Source organism: Aeribacillus composti (genome assembly GCF_031760945.1).
Lineage (GTDB): Bacteria > Bacillota > Bacilli > Bacillales > Aeribacillaceae > Aeribacillus > Aeribacillus composti.
Map to the genome: position 1 here is coordinate 402,077 of NZ_CP134501.1, position 22,037 is coordinate 424,113.

Annotated in this window: 20 protein-coding genes; 17 read left to right on the forward strand and 3 right to left on the reverse strand. The window is 37.1% G+C overall.

What is annotated here, in order from left to right:
- Positions 1-96: 96 nt before the first annotated feature.
- Positions 97-531, reverse strand: coding sequence for a VOC family protein (locus RI196_RS02135; protein ID WP_311066804.1), 435 nt, complete (start codon positions 529-531; stop codon positions 97-99).
- An 823-nt stretch (positions 532-1,354) separates the two neighbouring features.
- A complete protein-coding gene (locus tag RI196_RS02140; RefSeq protein WP_094245009.1) occupies positions 1,355-2,182 on the reverse strand; it encodes a sugar phosphate isomerase/epimerase family protein in 828 nt (275 codons plus the stop codon).
- A gap of 789 nt (positions 2,183-2,971) precedes the next feature.
- Here RI196_RS02140 and RI196_RS02145 point away from each other — a divergent pair.
- The 10 genes from RI196_RS02145 to RI196_RS02180 all read left to right on the forward strand — a co-directional run bounded on the left by RI196_RS02145 (position 2,972) and on the right by RI196_RS02180 (position 11,646).
- A complete protein-coding gene (locus RI196_RS02145) occupies positions 2,972-4,396 on the forward strand; it encodes a M48 family metalloprotease (RefSeq protein ID WP_311066805.1) in 1,425 nt (474 codons plus the stop codon).
- A gap of 96 nt (positions 4,397-4,492) precedes the next feature.
- Entirely contained in the window at positions 4,493-5,674 is a 1,182-nt protein-coding gene (locus RI196_RS02150) for an IS701 family transposase (protein ID WP_311066806.1), read from the forward strand.
- A gap of 75 nt (positions 5,675-5,749) precedes the next feature.
- On the forward strand, positions 5,750-5,941 hold the full coding sequence (locus tag RI196_RS18480; RefSeq protein WP_375338777.1) for a M48 family metalloprotease: 192 nt from the start codon (positions 5,750-5,752) through the stop codon (positions 5,939-5,941).
- Between the two features lie 35 nt (positions 5,942-5,976).
- Entirely contained in the window at positions 5,977-6,267 is a 291-nt protein-coding gene (locus tag RI196_RS02155) for a hypothetical protein (RefSeq protein WP_130158054.1), read from the forward strand.
- A complete protein-coding gene (locus RI196_RS18485; RefSeq protein WP_375338778.1) occupies positions 6,203-6,691 on the forward strand; it encodes a stage II sporulation protein M in 489 nt (162 codons plus the stop codon). The genes RI196_RS02155 and RI196_RS18485 overlap by 65 nt, the downstream gene beginning before the upstream one ends.
- 225 nt (positions 6,692-6,916) lie before the next feature.
- Positions 6,917-7,048, forward strand: coding sequence for a hypothetical protein (locus RI196_RS02160; protein ID WP_311066807.1), 132 nt, complete (start codon positions 6,917-6,919; stop codon positions 7,046-7,048).
- A gap of 125 nt (positions 7,049-7,173) precedes the next feature.
- Positions 7,174-8,850, forward strand: a complete 1,677-nt coding sequence (locus RI196_RS02165; RefSeq protein ID WP_311066808.1) for a hypothetical protein — start codon at positions 7,174-7,176, stop codon at positions 8,848-8,850.
- Complete coding sequence (locus RI196_RS02170; RefSeq protein WP_311066809.1) at positions 8,843-9,568, forward strand: ABC transporter ATP-binding protein; 726 nt, start codon at positions 8,843-8,845, stop codon at positions 9,566-9,568. The genes RI196_RS02165 and RI196_RS02170 overlap by 8 nt, the downstream gene beginning before the upstream one ends.
- A complete protein-coding gene (locus RI196_RS02175) occupies positions 9,565-10,092 on the forward strand; it encodes a stage II sporulation protein M (protein WP_311066810.1) in 528 nt (175 codons plus the stop codon). Before RI196_RS02170 ends, RI196_RS02175 begins: the two co-directional genes overlap by 4 nt.
- A gap of 903 nt (positions 10,093-10,995) precedes the next feature.
- A complete protein-coding gene (locus tag RI196_RS02180) occupies positions 10,996-11,646 on the forward strand; it encodes a cupin domain-containing protein (RefSeq protein ID WP_311066811.1) in 651 nt (216 codons plus the stop codon).
- A 796-nt stretch (positions 11,647-12,442) separates the two neighbouring features.
- Here the strand turns inward: RI196_RS02180 and RI196_RS02185 are convergent.
- Entirely contained in the window at positions 12,443-13,207 is a 765-nt protein-coding gene (locus RI196_RS02185) for a DeoR/GlpR family DNA-binding transcription regulator (RefSeq protein ID WP_063387636.1), read from the reverse strand.
- 311 nt (positions 13,208-13,518) lie between these two features.
- Between RI196_RS02185 and iolA the strand changes: the two genes are divergently transcribed.
- The 7 genes from iolA (at position 13,519) to iolG (ending at position 22,015) form a co-directional block, all read left to right on the forward strand.
- Complete coding sequence (gene iolA / locus RI196_RS02190; protein ID WP_063387635.1) at positions 13,519-14,982, forward strand: methylmalonate-semialdehyde dehydrogenase; 1,464 nt, start codon at positions 13,519-13,521, stop codon at positions 14,980-14,982.
- 179 nt (positions 14,983-15,161) lie between these two features.
- On the forward strand, positions 15,162-15,977 hold the full coding sequence (iolB, locus tag RI196_RS02195; RefSeq protein WP_130158047.1) for a 5-deoxy-glucuronate isomerase: 816 nt from the start codon (positions 15,162-15,164) through the stop codon (positions 15,975-15,977).
- 26 nt (positions 15,978-16,003) lie between these two features.
- A complete protein-coding gene (gene iolC, locus RI196_RS02200; RefSeq protein WP_311066812.1) occupies positions 16,004-16,981 on the forward strand; it encodes a 5-dehydro-2-deoxygluconokinase in 978 nt (325 codons plus the stop codon).
- A gap of 25 nt (positions 16,982-17,006) precedes the next feature.
- Entirely contained in the window at positions 17,007-18,917 is a 1,911-nt protein-coding gene (iolD, locus tag RI196_RS02205) for a 3D-(3,5/4)-trihydroxycyclohexane-1,2-dione acylhydrolase (decyclizing) (protein WP_066248127.1), read from the forward strand.
- A gap of 15 nt (positions 18,918-18,932) precedes the next feature.
- Positions 18,933-19,826 (forward strand): myo-inosose-2 dehydratase, encoded by an 894-nt coding sequence (iolE, locus tag RI196_RS02210; RefSeq protein ID WP_063387631.1) that lies wholly within the window; start codon positions 18,933-18,935, stop codon positions 19,824-19,826.
- Positions 19,827-19,983: 157 nt separating this feature from the next.
- Positions 19,984-20,982, forward strand: coding sequence for a Gfo/Idh/MocA family protein (locus tag RI196_RS02215; protein WP_066248129.1), 999 nt, complete (start codon positions 19,984-19,986; stop codon positions 20,980-20,982).
- A gap of 13 nt (positions 20,983-20,995) precedes the next feature.
- A complete protein-coding gene (gene iolG, locus RI196_RS02220) occupies positions 20,996-22,015 on the forward strand; it encodes an inositol 2-dehydrogenase (protein ID WP_311066813.1) in 1,020 nt (339 codons plus the stop codon).
- Positions 22,016-22,037: the final 22 nt, after the last annotated feature.

The following is a 22,037-nucleotide window of genomic DNA, read 5'->3' on the forward strand; positions in this document are numbered from 1 at the left end:
TTCTACTCTACTATAAATTGTGTATAACTTTGCGGGTAACTCGATTCGTAAAATAAACCAATTTAACTTCGTATTATGCTTATAATGCACCAATTGTTAATTATCCCTTTTTTCCTCCCAAAGTCGTGTGCGTTCTTCAAAACTCACTTCTTTGTGTATTTGATGCAGCATCCATTGATAGCCGAAAGGGTCAATAAATATGGCATTTGACACTCCGTAATCAGGCATTTCAGTCACCGGTTGCACCTCAGTACAGCCCGCACTGGTCACCTTTGAAAATGTTTCCTTGATGTCAGGAACAAGGATGTTAAACCAAATCGTTTTAGGTTCATTCGGGTTTGGGGCTTTCAACCCGAATTTTGGGTTTTCATCCAACATGTGAAAGCGTACTCCGTATAGGGTAAAAATGACTTCATTTTCACCTTTGGGAAAATCTGTAACCTCAACACGCTCGATATCGAATATTTTTTCGTATAATTCCAATGCTTTCAAGCTGTCTGTAACAACCATATCAATTTCTACTCCAACCATTATGTACACACTCCTTTTATAGCTTCGCTATTTCCTGCTAATACGCAATAAATATGCATTAACTATTGTCATTATATACCTTTATCATAATCATCACAATGTCTGTGCCAGAATACCTATTAACCGTTTGAATTCTTCCTCTAACTCTTATATACGCTTGTTTTTAGCAACGATAAGGACATCTTTGCTTGCATCTGTCATTTCCCTTTTTAACTTGCGTTCAGTATTGATATTTACTTATGTAAAAAAATAATAGATAGAGCATACACAAAATACCGTGTAGCCTATCTATTAGCATAGTTTAGATAAGAAATTCTGGATATAATTTAGTTTTTTCAGAAAGAAGTTTGTTTAATAGTGATATGGAAGATTACAAAATACTTAAAAATATAGAAATTTGAATCAAATTTCAAAACGTATTGATTCATGTGGCTGCTTAAACGGAGTGAATGACCAAATGGCGCTTTCGACGAAATCCATTGCTTTTAGTTAGCCCGCAAGCGCTGTCCATTTGATTCCTGTAAATAGACTTGGTATGGAGTCCGTTTGTGAAAAACAAAAACATTCCCTTCCTGTATAACATTCATTTCTATATTCAGGCATGAGCTTTTGCAAAGAGGGGCAGGTGATAGGACTTTGCACGGCATACAGACCAGTCTATCACCACACCCGCCCCACAGGTTGAATATGATGCCACTGTACAAGGCTTTGATTGTATAAAAACTCAATGATTCACAAGTGATTTCAAAAGGTCTAAACAGGGATTAAAATGTTTTTGAAATCATATCAATCGAAATAAAACGACTTCTGTCAGGAGATTTCTTTATACTTGAACTTTCATTTCATCCCATTGTTTTAGTTGTCTTAAAGATTCTTTATAGTAATTGACCACCACATCTAAATAGTTTCCATGCTTAATCGGCGTAAATGGATTGGGTCCTTCTGCGACCATTTCCATTATAATCGGTCCTTTGAAACCAATTTCATCTAAAGCTTTTATTTGACCTCTAATATCAGAGTGTCCGTTACCTATAGCTTGCCTATTGGAATCAGCGACATGATAAACACCCAGCTTATTCCCTGCGTCCTTGATTGCCTGAATTGGACAAGCCTCCTCAATATTCATATGATATGCATCTAATAATATATAAAGGTTGTCGCTTTTTACTTCATTAATTAATGAAATCGCTTCCTTTGCTGTTAAGATTTGATGGTTCTCATACCGATTGAGTACTTCAAATACAACTTGAAGGCCAACTTCCTCCGCTTTATTTACAATCTCCTTCGTACTAGCTACAAGCAAATCCCAGTCTTTTGTTAAATCTCCGCATCCATGTATTTTCCCAACATCACCATGTAAGCAGATTCTGTTGGCGCCTAAATTTTTCGCCCAACTGATTAGGTCTAAAAAATATTGTACGGCACTAGCTCGAATATTTTCATCAGAACTGGAAATGTCTACATTTTCAGGTGTTACGGACAATACCTTCAAGTCATATTTTTTTAAAATCGCTGCTAACTCTTCCGGAGATTGTGACAAATCCCCTTGGACCTCCACTCCGTCAACACCAATCTCCTTGGATATTTTACATTTCTCTTCAAAATCTATATCTCCAAACGTCCATAAACAAAGACCATAATCTCTTTTCATATTATTTTCCCTCCGGCAAGTAGTAATTTATACAATTCTATTATTTATAGATTGTATCAAAATCTGAAATATTCTGAATACTATAAGTTGTAAGATTTTGAATCTGTTAAGCTTTCACAGATTCAATACTAGTTATTGCAATTTTGTTGAAACGGATCTAGTCCTATTATCTTAATTTTTCTTAGTTTTACAGTTGGCGGATCAAATATAATAGTAATTTCCGATTCAGAATCTATAACTTTAATTCCTTCTTCCATTCATTGTTTTGCAGCTTCTAACAGGTAAGTCCTCAGCTTGTTCTTTCTTCATTTACAAGATAGTCTAATTCTTCTTATATCAGATTTTCTGCTTCTTCCGATCTATTTCATCTTTCTTTCCAATAGTTAATATTTCCTGTTTTACATGTAATAAAATTTACAATTAACCCTATATATGGTAATTGATAAATAAAGGGGCAAGTAAAAAAATTGTCGTCTCTTCATCATTTTCTGTAAACAATATCTTTTGCCACACTTGTTTTAATTACAGGAGAAGTATTTGAACCGGTAGGACTGCGGGTTCTGGTTCCAAATCTAGATCATGATGTGGCTGTTGCTCTTCTTAATCAAGTTGAGCCTTTTTTAATATGTCAGTTTGTTTTATTGTATTTTGGTGTTAAAGCATTATTGAAATCTGAAAGACGGGTTGCTCCTTTACTTATTGTAAGTATTATCTTTGTAGCAAACTTGACATTAAAAACAATTCCATCGATTATGACAAGTTTCCTATAAATTAAGGAGAGTAGTTATTATGAAAAAAAGAATGCTCATATTTTTATTGGTCACGGCGTTTTTTACAGTTTCGGTTATTATGGTTGAGTTAAGTATCCGTTCAGCTGTTTTATCGCCATTTATTCTTCTCGATTCAAAAAAAAATGTAGGAGTCCAGAAGCTTTTAACTGGCTATTCCATCTACCATGGGGACTATCTTTTAGATATTGAAAATACTGAAGAAGACTCTACCAATCGTCCGCTCGCTTTTCATATTGGACCTATTGATTATCAATTTATCAAAGTCAATACAGAAAACATTATCTTACCTGCTGGAGAAGAGCTGACTGTTATGACGAGAAGAGGGGTTGAACCGTCTTTTAGTAAGGAAGTGACGATTCAGTCTAGTAAGAGGAAATTTTTTTTTAATGAATATACAATACGTGCTGCAAAAAATGATGGATCATTCTCCATCCAATTGAAGACGGAGTTTAGTAAAACTCTTACTTTTTTGATATATGGTTGTTCATTTTTATTGCCTTTTCTTTTGGCATTGTTTATTAACAAGGTTCTTCCATGGCGCAATCTTTTTACATTGTTTGTTCCGTTTATCTTAGCTGGAATCCTTCCATTGATATTAAACTATCATTTTTCGATGGGTTACGCACTACTTTTAACAAAATCATACATTTGGAGCATTTTGTTATGTATCTTTCTCCCGACGTTTTTATCAGTTTCATTGACAACTGCTATATACCAATGGACGATAAAAAGTGATGAGGATATTGAAGGAGAGTCTGAAATGGAGGAATCAGATTTCCTTGAATTTTCAAAAAGGGAAAAAGTTATAATTTTTGTACTCACCATAGGAAGTCTTGCTTACTTTTTCTCATTTTTCCTTTTTCCACTATCCCTATATGTAAAAATTGTGGACAAATGGTATTTATTTGCTGCTTGGTATTTATCGTTAACCCTTATTATAATGCTAGTTTATACTGTAATACATCGTTTCATGGGGAACTATGAAAATGTGGGATTCACCGAGCAATTTTACTCTTTGAAAAAAACGATAGAAGCTGCATGTAGTATAAACGTTAACCTATTTACGAAGAAAGAGTCCGAGAATGAGACGAATGCTTGGGTGTATAGTACTCCTTTTGCATCTAAAAAAAGCATTAACATTTACATGACAGAAGGTTTGATAAAAAAATTTACTTTAGATGAGGTAAAGGCAGTGTTATTTCACGAAATTGGACATATCAAACGAAAGCATGGTCGTTGGATACTGTTTATTACTTTTGGAGTAGCGACGCTTATTAGTTTGCTGATGTTCTTTACTAGAAAAATTATGCTAGGATTTGGATGGGGACAGTATATCCTTATTTTCCCAGTTGGTATAATCGCTTTAATAGGGCTCACAGAATGGCTTCCGAATAAAATTACTGTAGATGAGCAAATTCACTAACATAAATTTACATCCGAACAAAAAAGGAGACATGAACCCGATTCCTTGATTAGAATAGATGTGTCACCAAACCATTCTCAAGGAGGTTCATGTCTCATGAATAGACTACCACATCACCAAGGAATCGACAAGTTTTTCGCAATGTTGGGGCTGGCCCTTTATTTCTCTAAGCCGGTCATGAAGCATCTCGTTCATATTATCGATGCGCTGACAACGAAAGGATTTGTGGGAACCTTGACCGATCTGCATCATGAGAGCTTTCATCCCAACCATCGAACGACACTGAGCCATTTTTTCACGAAAAGCCCTTGGGATGAAGAAATCTTGCTTCGCAAACACCAGCAGTGGATGCTTCGTCATGTGGAACGAACGGCCAAGCGAAAGAATCACCCCATTTTTGTTTCGATCGATGATACGATCTGCCGAAAAACGAAGCCTTCGTCACAGGCGAAACACGCTATTGAAGGGTGTAATTGGCATTATTCTCACGCGGACAAAAAGTCGATTTGGGGACACTCTCTCGTCTGGCTCATGGTTCATACGATGACGCAAGCCTTTCCCTTTGCGTTTCGCCTCTACGACAAGGCGGATGGGAAAAGCAAGGGTCAATGGGCCATCGAGATGCTTTCTTCTTTGGATGTGCACGGTTCTGTTTATGTGCTGATGGATTCTTGGTACCCATCGAAAACACTCGTGGAAGCCTGCCTGAAAAAAGGATTCCACGTCATTGCGATGCTCAAGACGAATCGGGTTCTTTATCCAAAAGGCATCGCCATCCAAGCCAAACAGTTTGCCCGCTATATCGAACCGAACGACACCCATCTCGTCACGGTGGGAGAAGAGCGTTATCGCGTGTATCGCTACGAGGGAGCGCTGAAAGGTCTCGATGATGCCGTTGTGTTGTTGGCTTGGAAAGCCGATCAGCCGATGACACCTGAACATCTTCACTGCGTCTTGAGCACCGACCGGGAGCTAAGCGATGAAGAGATCTTGCGCTACTATGCCCAGCGTTGGTCGATCGAATGCTTTTTTCGACAAGCGAAAGACCAGCTGAAGCTCGATGGGTACCGCGTTCGTCAACGTCGGGCGGTGAAACGGTATTGGATCTTGGTGCAACTCGCTTATGTGTACAGTATGGTCGAATCCAACAGCGATTTCTCTACCGGGCTTGACTTCCTTCGAAAGAAGAAAGGACATAGCCTCGTGGAGTTTATTTACGATGCAGCGAAACAAGATATTCCCATTGATGTCGTTAAAAAACAGCTTCATGTGGCATAAGGGGTACTCCGTTTGTCTCTTTTTACATGGTAATTATTGTAATGAAAATTGCTCAACTACAGTAAAATTAGTAAAATGTTTGAACACCAAGCAGATGAATTTGCTGTAAGGCAATTGGGGAATAAGGAGTTATATATTCAAACATTAATGAAGTTAGAGCGAATCAGTGAAAAAGAGAATGACGAGTTTGACTTCAAAAGGAAAGAGTGGAAAGAAACTCATCCATCCTTCCAAAAAAGAATTAACTTTATCAAGGACTTGGTATGAACGTGAAAAATATATTTCGACTTAAGGCGTTTGGTATGGCATTTTTGGAAAGAAATCGAGATGTTTTTTTACTTTCACTTTTAATTGTTTTAATAAGTTTTTGTGGACCAATGATTTATTTGCAGTTAACTGATGTAAGAGAAGCAACAGACATGGAACAGGAGGCTGTAGTAATAGTTTCAGAAAACCTCGATGATGAGGAGCTTACGTGGCAGTCTATATTTTTTCATAATTTCATGATTTTATTGCCAGCATGTATTGGTGTGTTTTCATTTGGTTTCGTTTTTTTGGTATATCCTTTTACAAGGATATTTATTAAGTACTAGTATCTTTTATTTATCAAAAGAATTCTCTTTTTGGTTTGTATTTAAATATACAATTTTTCATGGTTTTTTTGAAATCCTAGCAATTATACTTGTTGGGGCATTCGCACTAAAGCCAGCAGTAGTGACTTTTAAGTGCATTATATTAAAAAAGCCCTTTTTCCAAAAAAGAGATTTTAAAGATATGTCTATACTGTTTGTGCTCTATGTATTTTTTCTTTTCTTGGCAGCGTTAATTGAAGGTCTTATACAACAAGGCTTTGAGATGGGGACTTATATGAAAAAAATTTGGCTTATATGGAACAATCGGACACGGTTAACTATTAATAAAATTGTGTACCAGGATGAAAGCGTGATAATAGTTAGTAGTTCCTATTTTACAAGTGTTATATGGAATTTAATTTACAATCAACCCTATATATGGTAATCTAGGGGATTGAAGGTATTTGTATAAAATTGCTAATTTAGGAGATAGTATCAATGAAGCAGTGTGTAGACCTGAAAAAAAGGATTTTTTGCTAGTCTTTTAACTTTTGCATTAGGTTTAATGGCAGCTCAAGTTACTACTGAAATAGGAACTGTAAATTCATCTTTCGCATGATTAGCTACTAAACTCGGAATTAAACAGGCTACAGCAGGGCTTATTATTGATTTGGTTTCTGGAGGTTCAACTCTTTGGTCGATTGTTGCGGCAGTAGCTGGACTTAGCGGCGCAATTGGAGGTATTACTGCAATTAAAGCCGTTATTCAAAATTCAGGAAGAGACTTTGCTATTGCTTGGTAATTAAAGCTGAAAGAGTACAAGCACAAGCTGCGGGAATCCGGCAAAACTTGTATTCGCAGCTAATACTAAAATTAACATGCCCCTTCTTTTTTCTGTTTACCTAGTCAGGAGGTGCCAATTCAATAATGTTTACTAGTAATTCTGCCTTTTCTTTTTTAGATAAAATGATCAATATAATAAAATATAACAGAAAATCTGCTCTGCGAAAATTTTTAGCAGACTGGCAGCTGGATAAAATTGATCTTAGAAAGATATATAGATGGATTACACTCATTATGATTTTTATTATGAGTGCTTTGTTTTTTTTCACAGTATTTTTAACTGGTTATATCATCAAGGATCTAGACGCAAATACATGGTTAAATGCCTTTTTGAGCTTTGTAATATTTCTTGCTTTCTTCAACTCATTAAGTTTCTTTAATAAAAAATCTTCTGTTTTTTATTATGACACGACAAAAATGTTGTCTCAATTAAAAAGTTATAGAGTGTTGCAAGTCATTGCTTCTATTTATGGTGACTCATTGAAAAATACAGTGATAATGTGGTTCGTTTTGTTAATGCCTGTAGTTTTAGGAATACATATAAATTACCCAAGTTTTGAGCCGAAATTTTTGATTTACTATTTTCCGCTATTTAGTCTATTAAGTTTAATAATGACTATGTTTTTTTCATACTTCCGCTTTTTGTTTGCCCATTTTTTTTATATACAATCACTGCGTTTATTAAATCGCTTTTTTATATTTATAGTCGTTGCGCTCTTATTTTTTTTATTACCCTTCACGATCGCTTCACTGTTATTCAATTCACAAAAATTTGGAATTGAATTAGCAAATATTGTGATAAAATATCAGTCTTTTTTAATGGAACTCAGTCTGCCTAAGGACATATATAATCTCGAGTTTCATAAACTTTTCATCGTTTTTCTTTTCATGCTATTCATAGCTGGTGTATTCACTTTGATATGGATCAAAACATTAAATCATTTAGATTTAATACCTTATTACCAAATTCGTACCCGTAAAAGCTCTATATCTGATAAAGATAAGTTCATGAATACAAATAAATATTTTTTTGTAAAAGACATACTTCATATTAAGCGTGTTAGTTCATGGTTTATTGGGCATATAGGAAAAACTATATTAGGCTTGCTAGTATTTATCGGAATCGCCTTGCCAGTAGTACAACATTTTATTGATTCAACATCACCGTTGTTTTTTTTATCCATTATAACAGTATTTGCTTTTGCCATATTTCAAATTGTTGGCGACTCACTAAAAATGATATTAGCGATTGATACAGAGGCCAAGAATATACACTTGCTTGTTTATACCAAATATACAATGTGGGATATTGTCAAAGAAAAATGGTATATATATTTTATTTTTACATTTCTAGTCACTTTTTTCGTAGTCTTATTATCTTCTGTTTTTATAAATGTAAATATTTTTCTGTATGCTTTATCAATCACTATTATGCTCACCTACGGTGGACTGAGTGGTTTATTTCAAATATTCTCAACAGCGTTATACCCACGGATAAATTGGGAGCATCCCTATGAAATTGGTGAATCCCACAAAGCCCTTTTTATAGATAGCATTTTAAATAATGGTCTAACTTATCTATACACGGTTTTCATAGGAGGATTACTGATCGCAGATCAATTTTTCGGATTAAAATTAAACACTATGGTTGCATGTATTCTTATATTAATTCTCGTTGTCTTTTTCTTTTGCGCTTATGCCATCGTTGCTGCGTATACTAAACAAATTTCAGTCAGGGAGGTTTTCTTAAAAAATGATTAAGGTGAAAAATTTATCTAAAAGATATGATAAAAATATCGTTTTAGATAACCTTAATTTCCAAGTGGATACGGGTTGTATCTATGGGATTGTTGGTACGAATGGTGTTGGGAAAACTACCTTTCTACGTATCCTTGCAGGTTTATCCAAACCAGATAATGGTGAAATATACATTGATAACATAAATCGTGTTGGTAATAAAAGCAATAAAAAAATAAGTTTTGTTCCTGATTCCGCTTCTTTATATGAATATTTAAGCGGGGAAGAATATCTTTTGTTCTTTGCATCTATTTTAGATGTTCCGAAAGAGTTGCGAAAAGATAAAGTTTCTTATTTAATTGACCTCTTCAATTTAACATCAGCAAAAGATGAATTGATTAAGACATATAGCCACGGAATGAAACAAAAGGTATCTATTGCATCAGCATTATTGAACGATCCAGATATATTATTATTAGATGAACCTTTGACAGGAATCGATTTAATCAATTCACATATTATAAGACAACATATAAAAAAGTTTGTAAAAGCAGATAAAACAGTCATTCTAACGACACATTTACTTGAATTGGCACATTCTCTATGTGATAAAATAGGGATTTTACATAAAGGTAAAATTGTCGAGGAGTTTTCAACCAATAAATTAAGTCTCGATTCAATAGAAAAGCGTATTACATCAGTTTACTTAGGTGAAAATTCTGGAGAAATGATGAGCAAATGAATTTTCAGGGAAGGGGTATAAAGGATGTTGTTCGTAAGCTTGTATCGAATAACAAAATATTGTATGTCATTTCTTTACTTTTATTTTTTGGGGGGATGGCAGGGGGGGATTTGTTTAGAATAGATGCAGTAAGAGGAGACTTAAACTATATACAGGCTTCTGATGTAGAAGACTTACTTTTTAATAATATAAAGGCATCACTAGTTATTGCTTCAGGATTACTTTCTCTAGGTATTCCTACTGTTATATTTTTGATAACCAATGGGTTAATAGTCGGTTCCTCTATTCAGCAGCAATTGGAGCTTGGATTGTCTATTTCAAGTATTTTTGTAAAGCTAATCCCGCATGGAATATTTGAGATACCTGCGATATTAATAAGTGGAATCATTGGATTAAAAGGCGTATCAATTATTATTGAATATTTCCGTACTTCTTTAAGTACAAAACAGCTAATAAAACAGACGTTATTTGAAATAGCCCTATTAACCAGTATAATATTAATTTTCCTTAATTGGCAGAAATAATAGAATGGTATATAACCCCATTATAATATTGGAGGTCATGTCATGAGTGCAAAATTTGCAAATTTTCTATCAACTGCCCTTTTTTTCTTAGCATTGATCGTTATAGTACTAACTAAAAATCTATATTTAAGTTTATTCCCCTTAATTTTATCTATGTTTATTCTTGCTTGGCAATTAGGAGGAAAGATAAACAATAAAATGTTAAAATTCCTTTTTTTGGGCTTTGAATTTCTGTTTCTTTTTATACTCTCATTTTTTTTAATAAATCATCTTCTTACGAGGGGTATATAAATGAATATTATGAATAAACCAAGTATCAAGTTAGTATGGTTTGGAATATTGGTAAATTAGTTATTGTTTAACATTTTATTTTTTACAATTAGGAAGTACTCTTCTTTCAAACAGAATGCTGAATTTATAACCATTGACCAAGGAAGGCTTAGGCAGTATGTGATTTGCTTATCCCAAAAATATAGTCTTACATTGGTCAGTTGTGCAACTATTTTCGAATTAAAACAAAGTCATTATTGTTTTCAAAAATGATTTTGACTGAAAAATAACTGGCCAAATCACAAAATAGAGATGACGTTGATATTGAGCTGCCTGATGTTTTTGCAACGATAAAAGTTCAACTATTTCGCTCCGATTAATGTGTACGTCTTCATGACAAAATTCCATCCTGCATAGATAGCGAATCGGTCAAGGGGAAAATTGCCTTTGGCTGCGAGGAAGCTCAAGGAAGTTTCGGCATATTACCCTTTCTGGAAAAGATTATCCCTAATTTTTTATCGCCCATATTTTAGGTACAGGGAGATCTTTGGCTTTTTTATTTAGGTACTTGCACTACTAATACGTGTCTGCATAGATTATGGTGAAATATTTAAACACAAAGGATGAGTGCACATGGTTGCATATTTGGATTACACATCACCTAAAACGCAATTCACCTTCGATGTCAACAAGAGTAGATCGTTCACAAAGGATAAACACAACTTTATAAATATCTTGGGAATTAAACAGTTAAACACATTAGAAAACATATCTTTATTGGATATTTTTTTAAGCAAAAATAATGTTATAGAACCTCACTATCATCAAAATGCAGCTGAGCTGGTCTATTGTATTTCCGGTGCTGCCATTGTCTCGATGTTGAACCCATTTACAAAACAAATTCATAACTATCCAATTAAGCCGGGGCAGGTGGTAAATATCCCGCAAGCATGGTGGCATTACGAAGTAGCAACCAAGGATAATACACACCTTCTGGCAATATTTGATGCCCCGACTCCTGAGGTGATTTTAGGTTCAGATATCTTAAAGCTTACTCCGTCAAATATCATGGCGCATACTTATTGCCTGAATGAACAGGAATGGAAGAAAACTATAGCTCCTATTCAACCGAACACATTTATCGGCCCACATAAAAACTGTAAACGTAAGAAATATGAAAATGATCAAACTAGATCGACCCGCCAAAATCCAAATTATATCCATCATTACCATCATTACCCTTATAATTACCCATTCGCATCTTATAGTCCCAACCTTTCCTAAGGCAGAACCTTTAAAGGAGGTATTTTTCCTTTGGCAGGTTTTGTTTAGGGATTTAAAAATTCCAGTCGTATGATACAGTTCCTGATTATAGAAATCTTATGGCAATTCTCTTTTTTTGTTGAAACCATCTTTTAGATGAGGAAAAGGTGGTTGGAAACATTGCTTTGTAAGCTGTTGGGGTATAATCACCGGAAGAATATTTCAGGAAGAACCAATATGCGGCGGTGAGCGACATGTGGTGTAGATCCTCAACTCATGAATTCGTTTCGCAAGTATTCTTAAACCCTTGGGCAATCCAGTAAAAGGATTTGTCCAAGGGTTTTATGTTTGCCGAAGGAGGTTTTCATGATTTGCCTTAAAAATCTTTATACATACTTTGCAACAGTTAGTTCCCAAAACGAAAAAAAGGCGGGGGTTTTTGCATAACTAAGTTGATTTTTGATCAAGCGGTGTTGAAGGGAGGGCTTCTCTGTTTGCAAATTGTCCAATTGTAACCGCAGGTTTAAATCCTTTTTGCCAATTGGTTCGACCAGCAGCTTGAAAATAGAATAATCGAATGGCTTTCACTCTGTTGTGTCCGTTAAAATAAAAACATTTACACTTATCTACTGAATGAATCAATTACTTCCTGTTCCATAGAATAGCAGGAACGATTTCGAAAATCTATTAAAATATGTCTCCATCGTTAAAGGTGAACAAGCTTGAGGAAATCATGATGAGAACAAGGATTCAGTCACCTCAAAAACAATTTGACAAAAGAAAAAGCTGCTAGCCGCTTGTCAACGATGTTTTATGTTTAATTTTCATTATCAGCAATGACAAGCTGGATATTGTGTTTTTTGGCAAATTCCTGGTATTGCTCGCTCGGAGCAGTGTCCGTAATAATATAATCAACCTCATCAAGACGGCAATAAGTCATTAAAGCGTATTTATCAAATTTATCATGATCTACCAATAAATAAACTTGTTCACTTCTTTTTACAATTGTTTGTTTTATTTCGCTTTCAAGCGGGGAAGAGTTCGTTACGCCATTTGAAATGGAGATGCCGGTTGATGCCATGAAAGCTTTATTAATATTGTAGCTTTGTAATATATCCATATTTTTGAGACTGACGAACGATTTCGTTTTACGTTCAAATACTCCACCTGTTGTCAGAACGTTTAAGTTTGGATAAGGGTACGAATTTATAATAAAGTCCAAATTGTTTGTGATGATCGTAACCTGTTTTGTTTGCAAATATTCCACCATTTCCAATGTTGTTGTTCCCGAATCAATATAAATAATATCGCCGTCCTCAACATATTTTGCGGCTGCTTTGGCAACGGCTTTTTTCTGCTTTTGATTGCGGGTTTGTCTGACCGTAAATGATTCTAATGTTGTATGATTAACAGCAACTCCTCCGTACACCTTTTTGATCGTTCCCCGTTCAACTAATTGTTGAACATCGCGCCGGATGGTGTTTTTTGACACATTGAATTCCTTAACAAGTTCGTCCAACGAAACGGTTTGATGTTCAAAAACATATTTTTCTATTTGTTCTATTCGTTTAGATTTTAACATGTGGATCCCTCTTGCTTTCTTTAGTTTTCACTGGCTAATATTTGAAACAAATTATAAAGTTAACCAAAACTTAACCATCAACGTTAATTATATCTATATTACCCTATAAGTTCAATAATAATGAAGATTTAGCCGATTAGTCGCAGAAATATTTTTAAATTTTTGTTGACTGAAAACGCTTTTAATATTATCATAAAAATCGAGATATAACCAAAATATAACTAATATATAACAATAATATCATCAATTTTTTAAAAAACATACCAACTATTTATGATCAACTAGTGTTGATGAATTAAGGGGGACAGAAAATGTCTAACGCATTAAAATTAAAAAATTACATTAATGGCGAATGGGTTGAAAGTAAAGCAACAAAATATGAAGATGTTTACAATCCTGCTACAAAAGAAGTAATTGGCCAAGTTCCGCTTTCTACAAAAGAGGAAGTGGATGAAGCTGTAGAAGTTGCCAAAAAAGCTTTTGAGGAATGGAAAAACGTCCCTGTTCCTCGCCGTGCAAGAATTCTATTTAATTTTCAGCAGCTGTTAATAAAGCATAGGGAAGAATTAGCGCGGATCATTACGATTGAAAATGGAAAAAGTTATTCTGAAGCATTAGGAGAAGTTCAGCGCGGAATAGAAAATGTAGAGTTTGCGGCAGGAGCGCCTACTTTAATGATGGGGGATTCCTTATCAACGATTGCGACTGATATTGAGGCGACCAATTACCGCTATCCGATCGGCGTGGTCGGCGGGATTACTCCGTTTAACTTCCCGATGATGGTGCCTTGCTGGATGTTCCCAATGGCAATAGCGCTTGGCAATACTTTTATATTAAAACCATCTGAAAGAACACCGCTCTTAATCGAAAAATTAGTCAACTTGTTTACAGAAGCGGGTCTTCCAAAAGGTGTATTAAATGTGGTAAATGGAGCGCATGATGTTGTCAATGGAATTTTGGATCATCCGGATATCAAAGCGATTTCGTTCGTTGGCTCCAAGCCGGTTGGCGAATACGTTTATAAACGGGCTAGTGAAAATTTAAAACGTGTTCAGGCGTTGACTGGAGCGAAAAACCATACGATTGTGTTAAAGGATGCCAACTTGGATGATGCTGTTACCAACATTATTTCTTCAGCATTCGGATCAGCAGGAGAACGATGCATGGCATGTTCAGTTGTGACGGTGGAGGAAGAAATTGCTGATCAATTTATCGCCAAGTTAAAAGAAGAAACAGAAAATATTAAAATGGGCAACGGCCTTGATGACGGTGTCTTGCTAGGACCGGTCATCCGAGAAGAAAATAAAAAACGCACGATCCGTTATATTGAAAAGGGTGTTGAAGAAGGCGCAACCTTGGTATGTGACGGACGCAATCGCGCAACTGACGACGGGTTTTTTATCGGACCTACGATTTTTGACAATGTTACAACCGATATGACCATTTGGAAGGACGAAATTTTTGCACCTGTCTTATCGATCATTCGGGTGAAACATTTAAAAGAAGCGATCGAAATTGCAAATAGATCTGAGTTTGCCAACGGCGCATGTATTTTTACAACGAACGCTCAAGCCATTCGCTATTTCCGCGAAAATATTGATGCAGGTATGCTAGGCGTTAACTTAGGAGTGCCGGCTCCAATGGCGTTCTTCCCGTTCTCCGGATGGAAGTCTTCGTTCTTTGGAACATTGCACGCCAACGGAAAAGACAGCGTTGATTTTTATACGCGCAAAAAGGTTGTCACAGCGCGCTATAAAACGCCAAGTTTTGAATAATAGATTGGTAATGTGATAGAAGATTCATCCTTCAGGCTCATTATTCAGCTTCATGAGCCTGAAAATGAATCGGAAAAGAGAGCGCGACGGCTTTGTCAAAAGCTTTAAGAAAACAATTGTTTTTTCGGTTTTCTTTCCTTTAAGAAAAAGAAAACCGCCGCCATGTGAGGGAGGTATATATGAGTCATTTGCTGCGAAAACCGAACAAGAAAGAAATCGAAAAGGGAGTAATAGTTGTTCATGAAGTAACATCAGAAAACTCTCCTTTGGAATATGTGGGATTTAAAGTCATCGATTTAGATCCGAACGCCAAATATTCGGAATTATTAGGAAACCAAGAATGCTGCATCGTCGCCTTAACGGGAAAAATTAATGTTTCAGTCGGTGATGAAAATTTCGAAAATTTAGGTACGCGGGAAAGTGTTTTTGAAAAGATCCCGACGGACAGCGTATATGTTTCCAATCAGCGCCATTTTGAGGTTGAAGGAGTAACAAAAGCGCGCGTTGCCTTATGCTATTCCCCGTCTGAACGTCAGCTGCCTACGAAATGGATTAAAGCAGAAAATGTAGGAATCGAGCATAGGGGGATACTTAACAATAAACGTTTTGTCCACAATATTTTGCCTGATTCAGATCCAAGTGCGAATAGTCTTTTAGTGGTGGAAGTGTTTACGGAAAGCGGCAATTGGTCAAGCTATCCTCCGCATAAGCATGACCGTGATAACTTACCAAATGAGTCGCTATTGGAAGAGACCTATTATCATGAAATGGATCCGCCTCAAGGATTCGTTTTTCAGCGAGTTTATACGGACGATCGTTCACTAGATGAAACGATGACAGTTGAAAACGGTGATGTTGTCATCGTGCCGAAAGGATATCATCCGGTCGGCGTACCAGACGGTTATACCTCTTATTATTTAAATGTTATGGCAGGCCCGAAACGGATTTGGAAATTTTACAATGACCCTGATCATGAATGGATATTGAAACGTTAAAAAATACAAGGAGCTGTTTATCAAAGATGAGATATGATTTCAATACCGACAGAGAATTTGACATCATTGCAATTGGCCGTGCATGCATTGATTTAAACGCTGTGGAATACAACCGTCCGATGGAAGAAACGATGACTTTTACAAAATATGTTGGAGGCTCTCCGGCTAATATTGCCATTGGCTGTTCAAAATTAGGGCTGAAGGCTGGATTCATCGGAAAAATTTCAGACGATCAGCATGGCCGTTTTATTGAGCAGTATATGCGCAATGTTGGGGTTGACACATCCCATATGGTCGTTGATCAGGAGGGGCATAAAGCCGGATTGGCTTTTACAGAAATTAAAAGTCCGGAAGACTGCAGCATCTTAATGTATCGTGAAAATGTAGCAGACCTCTATTTGAAACCGTCCGAGGTAGATGAGGAATATATCAAAAGATCCAAAATTTTGCTTGTTTCCGGTACGGCGCTATCTAAAAGCCCTTCGAGAGAAGCTGTTTTGAAAGCGATCTCTCTGGCGAAAAAACATGATGTGAAAGTCATATTTGAATTGGATTATCGCCCGTACACTTGGATATCTACTGATGAAACTTCTGTTTATTATTCATTGGTGGCGGAAAAGGCAGACGTTGTGATCGGCACCCGCGACGAATACGATATCATGGAAGGAACAAAAGACGGGAAAAACGAAGAGACCGTTCGCTATTTGTTTCAGCATTCGCCGGACCTGATTATCATTAAGCATGGCGTTGAAGGCTCTTATGCGTATGCGAAATCAGGTGAAACATTTCAAGCGAATGCTTATCGGACAAAAGTATTAAAAACGTTCGGTGCAGGGGATGCATACGCTTCAGCCTTCTTGTATGCGCTAATTACAGGCAAGGACATTGAGACGGCTTTAAAATACGGGAGCGCCTCAGCAGCTATTGTCGTCAGCAGACACAGCTCTTCTGATGCAATGCCGAAAGCAGAAGAAATCGAACAACTCATTGCCGAAAGATCTTAATTGAATACGATCAGGGGTGAAAAAGATGGGAACTATCCGGCTGACAACAGCTCAAGCTTTAATCAAATTTTTAAACCAACAATACATTCACGTTGACGGTAAAGAATTTCCCTTTGTGGAAGGAATCTTCAATGTGTTCGGACATGGCAATGTTTTAGGAATTGGTCAGGCGCTTGAGCAAGATCCCGGCCATTTAAAAGTAATTCAAGGGAAAAATGAACAAGGAATGGCGCATGCAGCCATTGCTTACAGCAAACAAATGCTTCGGCAAAAAATATTTGCCGTCACCACGTCGGTTGGACCGGGGTCGGCCAACTTGGTCGCGGCAGCGGGTACAGCTCTTTCCAATAATATTCCCGTCCTTCTGCTCCCTGCAGATACGTTTGCTACCCGCCAGCCTGATCCTGTTTTGCAGCAAGTGGAACATGAATATAGTACGGCGGTGACAACCAATGATGCGCTCAAGCCCGTATCAAGATATTGGGATCGGATCACACGCCCTGAACAGTTGATGTCAAGTTTAATCAGAGCTTTTGAAGTGATGACAGATCCGGCCAAAGCGGGTCCTGCGACCATCTGCATTTCGCAAGATGCCGAAGGGGAAGCGTTTGATTTTGATGAGAAATTTTTTGAAAAACGGGTGCACTATCTTGACCGCAAATTGCCGACCGATCGAGAGCTAAAGGGAGCTGCAGAATTAATAAAATCAAGCAAAAAACCACTTATCATTGTGGGCGGCGGTGCAAAATATTCCCAAGCGAGGGATATTTTAATCAAGCTTTCCGAGAAGCATGATATTCCGCTTGTCGAAACGCAAGCCGGAAAATCGACAGTCGAATCAACATTTAAAAATAATTTGGGCGGAATCGGAGTAACCGGAACATTAGCTGCCAATAAAGCGGCTAAAGAAGCGGATTTGATTATTGGAGTGGGAACAAGATATACAGATTTTACGACTTCGTCGAAAACAGCGTTCAATTTTGAACAGGCAAAGTTTTTGAACATTAATGTCAGCCGTTTGCAGGCCTATAAAATGGATGGTTTTCAAGTAGTCGCAGATGCCAAAACAACTTTGGAGCTGTTATTCCCGCTGTTGGACGGGTATAAAAGCGAATTCGGAGATCAAATTGTCGAATTAAAAGAGGAGTGGCTGAGAGAGCGCGACCGTTTAAGCAAGATAGTGTTTGACAGGGAAAACTTTACACCGGAAATAAAAGATCAGTTTTCCCAAGAAGTGCTGAATGAATATGCAGATGCGTTAAATACAGAATTGGCGCAAACCACTGCATTATTGGCGATTAATGAAGCGGTTTCGCCTGACAGTATCATCATCGGTTCAGCTGGTTCATTGCCTGGAGATCTTCAACGCTTATGGCATTCAACAGAACCTAACACATACCATATGGAATACGGGTATTCGTGTATGGGATATGAAGTGTCGGGTGCTTTAGGAATCAAGCTTGCGCAGCCTGACAAAGAAGTTTATGCCATGGTCGGCGACGGCAGCTTCCTCATGCTGCATTCTGAATTGGTTACAGCCATTCAATATAATCATAAAATTAATATTTTGCTGTTTGACAACTCAGGATTTGGCTGTATTAGCAACCTGCAAATGGGCAATGGAATGGGAAGCTATTATTGCGAATTCCGAACACATGACAATCAAATCATGAACATTGATTATGCAAAAGTGGCTGAAGGCTACGGAGCCAAAACTTACCGTGCCAATACAGTCGAAGAATTGAAAGCAGCATTAGAAGATGCCAAGAAACAAAATGTATCTACTTTAATAGAAATGAAAGTGCTTCCAAAGACCATGACAAATGGCTATGAAAGCTGGTGGCATGTCGGGGTTGCGGAAGTCTCTGAAAAGGAAAGTGTGCAAAAAGCATTTAAAGAAAAACAAGAAAATTTAAAAACTGCCAAACAATATTAAAGAAGGAGACAAACAATGGGAGAGCAAGACATCTTATGGGGAATTTCGCCGATCGGCTGGAGAAATGATGATATACCGGAAATCGGAGCTGAAAATACGTTGCAGCACCTTTTAAGCGACATTGTTGTCGCAGGTTTTGAAGGCACCGAAGTCGGCGGCTTTTTCCCTGAGCCGAAAGTGTTAAACAAGGAATTGAAGCTGCGAAACTTAAAAATAGCAGGACGGTGGTTTAGCAGTTTTATTATCCGCGACGGCATAGAAGAAGCTAAACGGGCTTTCCATCAGCATTGTCAATACTTGTATGAAGTTCATGCAGATGTGGCAGTAGTTTCTGAGCAGACTTACAGCATTCAAGGTACCGATAAAAATGTTTTTTCCGAAAAGCCGCACTTTACAGATGCCGAGTGGACCCAATTGTGCGAAGGCCTGAACGAACTGGGAAAAATCGCTGTGCAGTACGGTTTGAAATTAGTTTATCACCATCATATGGGAACGGGGGTTCAAACCCTTCCGGAGATTGATCGGTTAATGGAAAACACTGATGCAAACTACGTGCACCTGCTCTATGACACAGGCCACATCTATGTTTCCGATGAAGATTGCCAGCAGCTATTAAACAAGCATATTGACCGCATAAAACACGTGCACTTTAAAGATGTAAGAAAAAAGATAATGGAGGAGTGCAAAAAAGAAGGAAAATCATTCATGAATTCCTTCTTAAGCGGAATCTTTACGGTACCAGGGGACGGCTGCATTGATTTTACCGTACTTTATCAAAAACTATTGGACCATCAATACAAAGGATGGATTATCGTTGAAGCCGAACAAGATCCGTCAATAGCCCATCCATTGGAATACGCTTTAATTGCTCGTAAGTATATAAATGAAAAATTATTAAACAACTCTTAAGCAGGGCATGGAGGATGAAACAAACAACAGTTTCGCTCTTTAAAAAAATGCCACCCGTTAATCGAAACAATCGATTCGTAACTTTGATTGTAATGGGATGCTGGGCGGTCATGATTTTACCTTTGCCGTTCAGAAAATTTTGTGAAAGGTGATCAAAATGGAAAAAGTAAAGTGGGGAATTATGAGTGCAGCTAATATTGCTTACGAGCAGCTTCTTCCTGCCCTGAGACAATCCTCTCGTTCCGAAGTTGTAGCGATTGCGAGCAGAAGCAAAGAAAAAGTCGCCCGATTCAATATTCCAAAGGTTTATAGTGATTACGATCAATTGTTAGAAGATGAATCGATTGATGTAGTTTATATTCCTCTTCCAAATGCCCTGCACGCCGAATGGGCAATAAAAGCTGCACAGAAGGGAAAGCATATTTTAGTAGAAAAGCCTGCAGCTGTTAGTACGAAAGAATTATTGAAGGTTCAGGAAGCTGTAGAGCAAAACAACGTAATTTTTATGGAAGCCTTTATGTATCAATTCCATAAACAACATGCACGTGTAAAGGATTTATTGGCTTCGGGGATGATCGGAAGCATATTGCATGTAAAATCACATTTTTCTTGGAGTTTGCAAGACCGGGATGATATTCGTTTAAACCCCGCATTAGGCGGAGGAGCTATGTGGGATGTCGGGTGTTACGGAGTTCATGCGATGAGCCAGATCATCGGAATAAAACCAGAGAAAGTTGTTATGTTGGGGGAAGTTGACCCTGAACATAAAGTGGATATGTTATCAACTTGTATTTTTGTAGATGAGTTTGGAAGAACAGCTGAAATTACCGCCAGCATGAAGCTGCCATTTATTAATCGGTATGAAATTATAGGAGAGCGCGGAACCATTTTAGTAGATTCCTCTTTTCGGCCTGATGTGTCATCAGATCAAAAGGGCAAAGTAATTGTAAAAGATGACAATAACGAAATAATACTGTTTGAAACATATAAAGATAATCAGTATTTCAATCAAGTGGAGCATGTAAATGATTGCATTATCAACGGAAAACAACCAGTTTATGGAATCCGAAATTCTATTCAAGTTATTCATTATATAGAAAAAGGTTATGAATCTTTGCGCAATCAATCCGTAGTAGCAAGTCTAAATAAATTTTAGGAAGGTAATGAAAATGAACAGAAAAATTCGCTGTGCAGTGATCGGGCTGGGACGTCTTGGATATTGGCATGCCGTAAACGTTAAGACAAAAATCCAATCCGCTGAACTAGTATACATTTGTGATAGAAATGAAGAGCTTGCCAAAAAAGTTTCCATAGAATTAGATGTTCCTAACTTCACTACAAATCCAAGTGATATTTTTTACAATGATCGGATTGAGGCTGTTATCATTGCTTCTCCTACGAGTACGCATTTTGAACTGTTGAAGGAAGCAGCTTTTAGCAATAAAGCAGTTTTTGTTGAAAAACCGCTTGTCAGCAATTTAGACGAAGCGAAAGAAATTTTTGAAATAATGAAGCGGCATAACACAATTTGTCAGGTCGGCTTTATGAGACGGTTCGATCCAGCGTACGCTGAAGCCAAAAAAAGAATTTTAAGAGGAGATATCGGAAAACCAATTTATTTTCGGGGAATTTCCCGCGATCCAGCATCGCCTCCTGAAGAATTTATAAAAAATAGCGGCGGTATATTTATTGATATGGCCATTCATGATTTTGACATTGCAAGGTATTTAATGGAATCAGACGTTGAAGCAGTATCAGCTCACGGCAAAGTTTTAAAATATCCGTTTATGTCCAAATATCAAGATGTGGATCAATCTCTCTGTTATTTAGAATTTGAATCGGGAGCCGTTGGTGACGTTGAATCCAGCAGAAATGCCCATTATGGCTATGATATACGTGCGGAAGTAATAGGTACGGAAGGAACTATTTTTATTGGCGGCTTGCGTCAACATAACATTCAAGTTTTGACCAGTTCTGGCGCAGTTCATGATATTGTTCAAGATTTTCCGACTAGATTTAAAGACGCCTATTATCTCGAGCTGGAAGACTTTTTCAATGCTTTACTAGAGGGGTATCAACCTAAAGTAACTGTTGAAGATGGAGTAAAAGCTCAAGAAATTGCTGTTGCGGCACAAGAATCGTTTTTTAAGCAAGAAAAAGTTTCCTTGAAAACATCTAAAATATTATGATTTTGTCTTCAGAATAGCTGTT

What these genes read in the sequence shown, in the direction of transcription:
- RI196_RS02175 (WP_311066810.1), top strand. Translation starts at nt 9,565, where the DNA reads ATGAATTTTCAGGGAAGGGGTATAAAGGATGTTGTTCGTAAGCTTGTA.
- RI196_RS02165 (WP_311066808.1), top strand. Translation starts at nt 7,174, where the DNA reads ATGTTTACTAGTAATTCTGCCTTTTCTTTTTTAGATAAAATGATCAAT.
- RI196_RS18480 (WP_375338777.1), top strand. Translation starts at nt 5,750, where the DNA reads ATGTTTGAACACCAAGCAGATGAATTTGCTGTAAGGCAATTGGGGAAT.
- RI196_RS02170 (WP_311066809.1), top strand. Translation starts at nt 8,843, where the DNA reads ATGATTAAGGTGAAAAATTTATCTAAAAGATATGATAAAAATATCGTT.
- iolA (WP_063387635.1), top strand. Translation starts at nt 13,519, where the DNA reads ATGTCTAACGCATTAAAATTAAAAAATTACATTAATGGCGAATGGGTT.
- iolC (WP_311066812.1), top strand. Translation starts at nt 16,004, where the DNA reads ATGAGATATGATTTCAATACCGACAGAGAATTTGACATCATTGCAATT.
- RI196_RS02140 (WP_094245009.1), bottom strand. Translation starts at nt 2,182, where the DNA reads ATGAAAAGAGATTATGGTCTTTGTTTATGGACGTTTGGAGATATAGAT.
- RI196_RS02185 (WP_063387636.1), bottom strand. Translation starts at nt 13,207, where the DNA reads ATGTTAAAATCTAAACGAATAGAACAAATAGAAAAATATGTTTTTGAA.
- RI196_RS02155 (WP_130158054.1), top strand. Translation starts at nt 5,977, where the DNA reads ATGGCATTTTTGGAAAGAAATCGAGATGTTTTTTTACTTTCACTTTTA.
- iolB (WP_130158047.1), top strand. Translation starts at nt 15,162, where the DNA reads ATGAGTCATTTGCTGCGAAAACCGAACAAGAAAGAAATCGAAAAGGGA.
- iolE (WP_063387631.1), top strand. Translation starts at nt 18,933, where the DNA reads ATGGGAGAGCAAGACATCTTATGGGGAATTTCGCCGATCGGCTGGAGA.
- RI196_RS02180 (WP_311066811.1), top strand. Translation starts at nt 10,996, where the DNA reads ATGGTTGCATATTTGGATTACACATCACCTAAAACGCAATTCACCTTC.
- RI196_RS02150 (WP_311066806.1), top strand. Translation starts at nt 4,493, where the DNA reads ATGAATAGACTACCACATCACCAAGGAATCGACAAGTTTTTCGCAATG.
- RI196_RS02215 (WP_066248129.1), top strand. Translation starts at nt 19,984, where the DNA reads ATGGAAAAAGTAAAGTGGGGAATTATGAGTGCAGCTAATATTGCTTAC.
- iolG (WP_311066813.1), top strand. Translation starts at nt 20,996, where the DNA reads ATGAACAGAAAAATTCGCTGTGCAGTGATCGGGCTGGGACGTCTTGGA.
- RI196_RS02145 (WP_311066805.1), top strand. Translation starts at nt 2,972, where the DNA reads ATGAAAAAAAGAATGCTCATATTTTTATTGGTCACGGCGTTTTTTACA.
- iolD (WP_066248127.1), top strand. Translation starts at nt 17,007, where the DNA reads ATGGGAACTATCCGGCTGACAACAGCTCAAGCTTTAATCAAATTTTTA.
- RI196_RS02135 (WP_311066804.1), bottom strand. Translation starts at nt 531, where the DNA reads ATGGTTGGAGTAGAAATTGATATGGTTGTTACAGACAGCTTGAAAGCA.